The 6,505-nt window shown below is 52.1% G+C and carries 5 protein-coding genes; 4 read left to right on the plus strand and 1 reads right to left on the minus strand.

Features of this window, described 5'->3' with window-relative positions:
• Positions 1-7 precede the first annotated feature (7 nt).
• From pstA to RDN79_RS14765, 4 genes are all read left to right on the plus strand, one after another.
• Complete coding sequence (gene pstA, locus RDN79_RS14750; protein ID WP_298549714.1) at positions 8-895, plus strand: phosphate ABC transporter permease PstA; 888 nt, start codon at positions 8-10, stop codon at positions 893-895.
• A 13-nt stretch (positions 896-908) separates the two neighbouring features.
• Positions 909-1,661: a phosphate ABC transporter ATP-binding protein PstB gene (pstB, locus tag RDN79_RS14755; protein WP_298549712.1), complete on the plus strand. Its 753-nt coding sequence runs from the start codon at positions 909-911 to the stop codon at positions 1,659-1,661.
• A gap of 38 nt (positions 1,662-1,699) precedes the next feature.
• Complete coding sequence (gene phoU / locus RDN79_RS14760) at positions 1,700-2,374, plus strand: phosphate signaling complex protein PhoU (protein WP_298549711.1); 675 nt, start codon at positions 1,700-1,702, stop codon at positions 2,372-2,374.
• Positions 2,375-2,562: 188 nt separating this feature from the next.
• Positions 2,563-3,765, plus strand: a complete 1,203-nt coding sequence (locus RDN79_RS14765) for a porin (RefSeq protein ID WP_298549710.1) — start codon at positions 2,563-2,565, stop codon at positions 3,763-3,765.
• Positions 3,766-3,790: 25 nt separating this feature from the next.
• Here RDN79_RS14765 and RDN79_RS14770 read toward each other — a convergent pair whose 3' ends face one another.
• Positions 3,791-6,220 (minus strand): glycoside hydrolase family 95 protein, encoded by a 2,430-nt coding sequence (locus RDN79_RS14770; protein ID WP_298549709.1) that lies wholly within the window; start codon positions 6,218-6,220, stop codon positions 3,791-3,793.
• Between the last annotated feature and the right edge of the window lie 285 nt (positions 6,221-6,505).

Genomic DNA, 6,505 nt, shown 5'->3' on the forward strand with positions numbered 1-6,505 from the left:
TAGCATTATGGCACCTGTACAAAAGTTAGGAAATATAGACTTGAAGAAACGGACCTCACAGAGGTTTGCATTTAGCTTCTTCACCCTGTTGAGTTATCTGGTCGTGGCGATCCTGTTCGTGATCTTAGGGTTCATCATCATGAAAGGAGCCAGCGTGATCAGCTGGGACTTCCTGACGAAAGCACCGGAAGACGGCATGACGAAGGGAGGAATCTTCCCGGCGATCGTCGGGACTTTCTACCTGATCCTCGGAAGCAGTATCATCAGTTTCCCGATCGGGATCATGAGTGGCATCTACATGAACGAATATGCGGCCAACGGCAAGCTGGTCCGCTTCATCCGCATCATGACAAACAATCTGAGCGGAGTCCCGTCGGTCGTATTCGGCTTGTTCGGTATGTCGCTGTTCGTCAATACGCTGGGTTGGGGCGACTCGATCATAGCCGGTTCGTTTACGTTGGCATTGATGTCGCTGCCCCTGATTATCCGCACGACGGAAGAGGCCCTGAAAAGTATCGACGACTCGTTCCGGCACGGCAGCCTGGCTTTGGGCGCAACGAAGTTACAGACCATCCGCCGGGTCGTGCTCCCGATGGCTTTCCCGAATATCATCACCGGCCTGATCTTGTCGGTCGGACGCGTATCGGGCGAGACGGCGCCGATCCTGTTCACCGTGGCGGCCTATTTCCTTCCCCAATTGCCGGGAAGCATCTTCGACCAGTGCATGGCATTGCCTTACCATTTGTATGTCATTTCGACCAGCGGAACGGACATCGAAGCTTCGCGCGGCATGGCATACGGAACGGCTTTGGTCTTGATCGCGATCGTCCTGGTCGTCAACCTGCTGGCGAACCTATTGCGTAACTATTTTGCCAAGAAAGTAAAAATGAATTAATGGATAATTATTTATGATAAAGATTGATGCTCAAAACGTAGACTTCTACTATGGCGACTTTCATGCTTTGAAGAATATTTCAATGCAGATAGAAGCGAATACCTCGGTTGCCTTCATCGGCCCGTCGGGGTGTGGAAAGTCTACCTTCCTCCGCTTGTTCAACCGCATGAACGACCTCATCCCCGACACACGTCTGGAAGGTAAGATATTCATCGACGGACGAAACATATACGACAAGGGGGAAAAAGTCGATACGCTCCGTAAGAATGTCGGGATGGTGTTCCAGAAACCGAACCCGTTCCCGAAAACGATCTTCGAAAATGTGGCATACGGCCTCCGGGTAAATGGTGTCAAGGATCATGAATATATCGAAGAGACCGTTGTCAGAAGCCTGAAACAAGTGGTTCTCTGGGACGAGGTGAAGGATAAGTTGAAGGACTCTGCTTTCGCCCTTTCCGGCGGCCAGCAGCAACGCCTTTGCATCGCACGGGCTTTGGCTGTCTCGCCTTCCATCTTGCTGATGGACGAGCCGACTTCTGCCCTCGACCCGATCTCCACAAGCAAGATCGAAGATTTGATTCATGAACTGAAAAAGGAATACACGATCGTGATCGTCACACACAATATGCAGCAGGCTGCCCGTGTAAGCGACAAGACGGGATATTTCTATTTAGGCGAACTGATCGAATACGGCGAGACCCGTAAGATCTTCACCAATCCGGAGAAAGAATCGACGCAGAATTATATTACAGGGAGATTCGGGTGATTGGGAATTAAGAATTAAGAATTAAAAATTAAGAATTGATGAAGGTTATTGAACAAGAGATTGCGACGCTAAAGAATACGATCAACGAGATGTGGGCACTGGTCCACCAGCAGATATACAATGCCGGCGAAGCCATGCTGACCGGAGACAAGGAGCTTGCCTATAAAGTCCTCAGCCGTGAACGTCGCGTGAATGCATTCGAGTTGAAAATCGACAGTGATTGCGAGGATATCATCGCTTTGTACGCACCGGTGGCCATCGACCTGCGCTTCGTACTTGCCATGTACAAGATCAATACGAACCTGGAACGCCTCGGCGACTTCGCCGAAAGCATCGCACGCTTCTCCGTGAACCTGCCGGAAGGAGAGCCGATCGACCCGGAACTGGTGAAGATCACCCGCGTGGAAAAGATGTTGCAGGAACTGCTCACCATGATATCACTGGCGCAGGAAGCCTTCGAAAAGGAAAACTCCGAGATCGCATCCCGTATCTTCCTGAAAGATACTATCATCGACAAGATCAATCACGATTCGACTCCCCTCATCGCCCAATATATCGAAGCGCATCCGGGCAGCGCCCTTGCCGGCCTTTACATGGCAGGCGTCATCCGCAAGATGGAACGTTTCGGCGACCATTGCACCAATATCGCAGAAGAACTGATCTTCTTCTTAGATGCAAAGGTGATGAAGCACATGGGGAAAACCGAGAATTGAATTTCGGCGCCTTCCTTGGCGCTGTTTAGCGCTGCCTAAGGCGCGGAACAGCGCCAGGGAAGGCGCGGAACAGCGCGCGAGGGGGCGCCAAACAGCGCCAACGGTGTCGCCGAACTGCGACAACCGCCCCCCAGTTCAACTCTTTTTAATATCTTTGTGCCTTGAATCAAAAACTATCAGTATCGACAATGAAACGACTCACGGCATTCCGGCTGTCAGCCCTCCTTTTATGGACTATTTCCGTACAGGCGCAATCCTTCATTCCCGAACGGGATTCATCGGACATCTCCCTCTTTGAATACGCGACGAAGATTCCCAAGCGCACGAATGTATTCAACCTGGACCTGGAGATGCACGCTTCTTTCAACACATTCTTCACCGGAAAGAAACTGGACGAGGCCGCTTTCCGTTTCAACCACATCAAGGTCGAAGCGACCGGAGAGGTTAACGACCGGCTTTTCTACTGGTACCGCCAAAACCTCAACCAGGGGAATGAAGGCATGGATCTGGAGAACCTGCCGGAATCGATCGAATATGCCCTGATCGGCTACCGTCTCAACGATCAGTTCACGGTTACTTTAGGGAAACAGGATGCTGCCTGGGGCGGATTCGAATATGACCTCGACCCGTATGCGATATATGAATACAGCGACATGAACGAATACATGGATTGCTATTTCACCGGGGTCACACTGGGTTATCAGCCGGTCCCTTCACAGGAACTTCGCTTACAGGTCACGGACAACCGCATCGGGAGCATGGAGGACGCTTACGGCACGCTTCCTGCCGGAATCGAAAAACCCCGCGCCCCGCTTTTCTACACCTTCAATTGGAACAGCAGCTATCTGGACGAAGTCCTGAACCTCCGTTATTCGGCCACCGCCGGCGAACAGGCAAAAGGGAAATGGATGTATATGGCATGGGCCGGGCACAACGTTTGCACGGGGCCGTTCGACGGGTATCTGGATGTGATGTACACGCGCGGTCCGCTCGATCCGTCAGGCATCCTGACGGAACTGGTTCCGCCGTCCGGTGAGAATGAGGAAGAAGCTGTCTGCCTGCGTAATGTCCAGTATCTTTCACTCGTGGCGGAGATGAATTACCGCTTTCATCCGAAATGGAACGCCTTTGCCAAAGGGATGTACGAAACCGGCTCGGTCTATAAGGCCGGAGATGGAGAAGGAGAACTCCCCAAAGGCAAATACCGTACGGCATGGGGCTATCAGGCCGGTATCGAATTCTATCCGATGGCGGATGAGAACCTGCATATCTTCCTGACCGGAACAGCCCGCTCTTACCACCTGACGGAAAAAGCAAAAGCGCTGGGCGCTTCGATTGAAAACACACAGCGCTTGTCGGTGGGGTTCATCTATAAATTACCGCTTTATTAATTTTTTCATTTATCTTCCGTATGTATCAAAACATCAGTCCCAACTGATCCCCGGCCTGCAATTCCACCGCCAACATGCCATCAACAACCGGGAGAGAGACGGCTTTTTGGTTGATCTTGATGCTCATATTCGCCGAATCGGCCGGGAGCTTGATACGGAACGAACCGGGAACCAAGGCTTTCAAACCGGCTTCCGTCAACCGGCCTTCTTTCCATTTGGCAGACACTTCACCGCCTCCACGGACTTTCAGGCCTTTGAAGCTGCCGCTTTTCCAGGCGGAAGGCAAGGCGGGAAGCAGTTCGATTTCTCCCGTCTGGCTCTGTACCAGCATTTCGGCAATACCGGCACAACCGCCAAAGTTACCGTCTATCTGGAAAGGAGGATGCGCACAGAACAGGTTCGGATAGGTCCCGCCGCCATTCGTCATATTCGTCTTACGGTCCACACACGGACGGAGCAGGTCAACAAGCAACTTATAAGCATGGTCGCCATCGTGCAAACGCGCCCAGAAATTGATCTTCCAGGCCATCGACCATCCCGTGCTCTTATCGCCACGGGCCACAAGCGATTTGCGGGCGGCCTCGGCAAGCTCAGGCGTACGCTTCATCGATATCTCATTGCCCGGATACAAACCGTAAAGATGGGAGACATGGCGATGATGCGGTTCTACCTCTTCAAACGGTTCGAGCCATTCCATGACACGGCCGTCCTTGCCGATTATCGTCGGCATCAGGCGGGCACGTTTATCTGCCAGTTCGCCGGCGAAGGCGGAATCGATCCCTAAGATACCGGCAGCCTCGATCGTATTGGTGAACAGTTCGCGGACGATCTGGTTGTCCATCGTCGAACCGGCACAGATATGCGCCGTCTTGCCGTTCGGCAACTTATACCCGTTTTCAGGCGAAGTGGTCGGAGCCGTCACCAGATATTTGTTACGGGGATCTTCCACCAGCATATCCACAAAGAACCGGGAAGCCCCTTTCAACACAGGATACACATCTTTCAGATATTCCTTATCCAAGGTATAGAGATAATGCATGTACAGATGCTCGCAAAGCCAAGCGGCAGAAGTATTGGTCGCTCCCCATGACGGATGTTCGCCCGGTGCGGTGAACTCCCAGACATTTCCCAGGATATGCGTCACCCATCCACCGGCATTATAATAGGCTTTAGCCGTCCGTTCGCCACTGGCAACCTGCTGTTTCGTCCATTCCACAAGCGGAAGATGGAGCTCGGAAAGGTTCGCCACCTCAGCCGGCCAATGGTTCATCTGAAGATTGATATTCAAATGATAGTCGCCGTTCCAGGGCGTATTAATCGTATTGCACCACAATCCCTGCAAGTTGGGCGGCAACAGCCCTACACGTGTGGAAGAGATCAGCAGATAGCGGCCGAACTGGAAATAGAGCGCACATAAGGAAGGATCGTCCGGATCGGCATTGAAAGCGGCGAGGCGCTCGTCTATCGGCAGATCCTCACGGGAAGAATGCCCCAAATCCAGGTCCGCACGACCGAACAGGGAACGGTAGGCTGCAATATGCCCTTTCTTCAAAGAGGCGAAATCTTTCTTTTCGGCATTCGCCAACAGGGAAGCGATCTTCCCCTCCAAGTCCTTATCAAAATAATCGGTCGCCATGCTTACCAGCAGAATCGCTTCGGAGGCATTCCGCACGGAAACAGTCGAATCGCCCGGAGTCACATTTCCCCCTTTCGGCAGGATGACGCGAACGCGCGACGCATAGCGGAGACCTTTCATCTCCAGCGTATCGACACCGTCAGGCATTTGCCCTTGCATCAGAAGGTCATGGCCGTCGGCCGTCACCTTATAGTGTTCCGGACGGTTCATGCCAAACGAGAAATTCAATGCCCTATCCGCATCGGCAGTCAGATGGATCACTCCCAAATCATCGGCAAAAGAGGTAAAGACTTCACGCTCATACGCCACCTTTCCCCTTCTAAAAGAAGCTGTTGCAATCGCGTTGTCAAGGTTCAATTCACGCCTGTATCCGGAAATCGAATCGGAGTTGCCTTGATAATCGTAATTCAGGATGAGGTTGCCCAACAGTTGGTAACTGCCATACGGGACATTCGCCCCTTGGCCCTGCCCGCTCCCCTCGCCTTTGCAGACGAAAGTATTGTACATCAATTCCTGTGCCTCGTCGTTACGTCCTTCGAACAGAAGTTTGCGGATCGTCCCCAACGAGTAATATGCCTGCGGGTTATCTGTATCCTGCTTACTGCCCGACCACATGGAGATCTCGTTCAAGACAATCTTTTCCGTATCGACCCCTCCGTCCGGCATCAATCCGAGGCGTCCGTTGCCCAGAGGAAACGTCTCTTCCCATATCTCGGCCGGAGCATCGAAATGATAAGACAACGGTTTGCCCGTTTTCACTTCCGGCATACTGCATCCTGCGAGGATCAGCAATACGAATGATAGACATTTTAGTTTCATAGTATTAAAATATTTAATAATTATATTTTCTCTCTTACTTTTCTCTTGAAAGAAAAGTAAGCAAAAGTTCAAGGCTGAACCGTCCAGGCTACTCCGGGCAAAGGCTACGCTGTCGTCTGCGAAACTCGCTTCGCTCAAACAGCGCAGGCTCCTACCGCTCCGCCTTTCCCCTCCGCTTTACGCCTGTCCGCTTAGGCCTTTCATAGAAAGCTACGCTTTCTCTTGGGATAGCCGATACTGCCTGCTACATAGGTGTCGGTATCGGCCATCCCCAAAGAGCCGTCA

This window comes from uncultured Parabacteroides sp., assembly GCF_902493135.1.
In the GTDB taxonomy this organism is placed as follows: domain Bacteria; phylum Bacteroidota; class Bacteroidia; order Bacteroidales; family Tannerellaceae; genus Parabacteroides.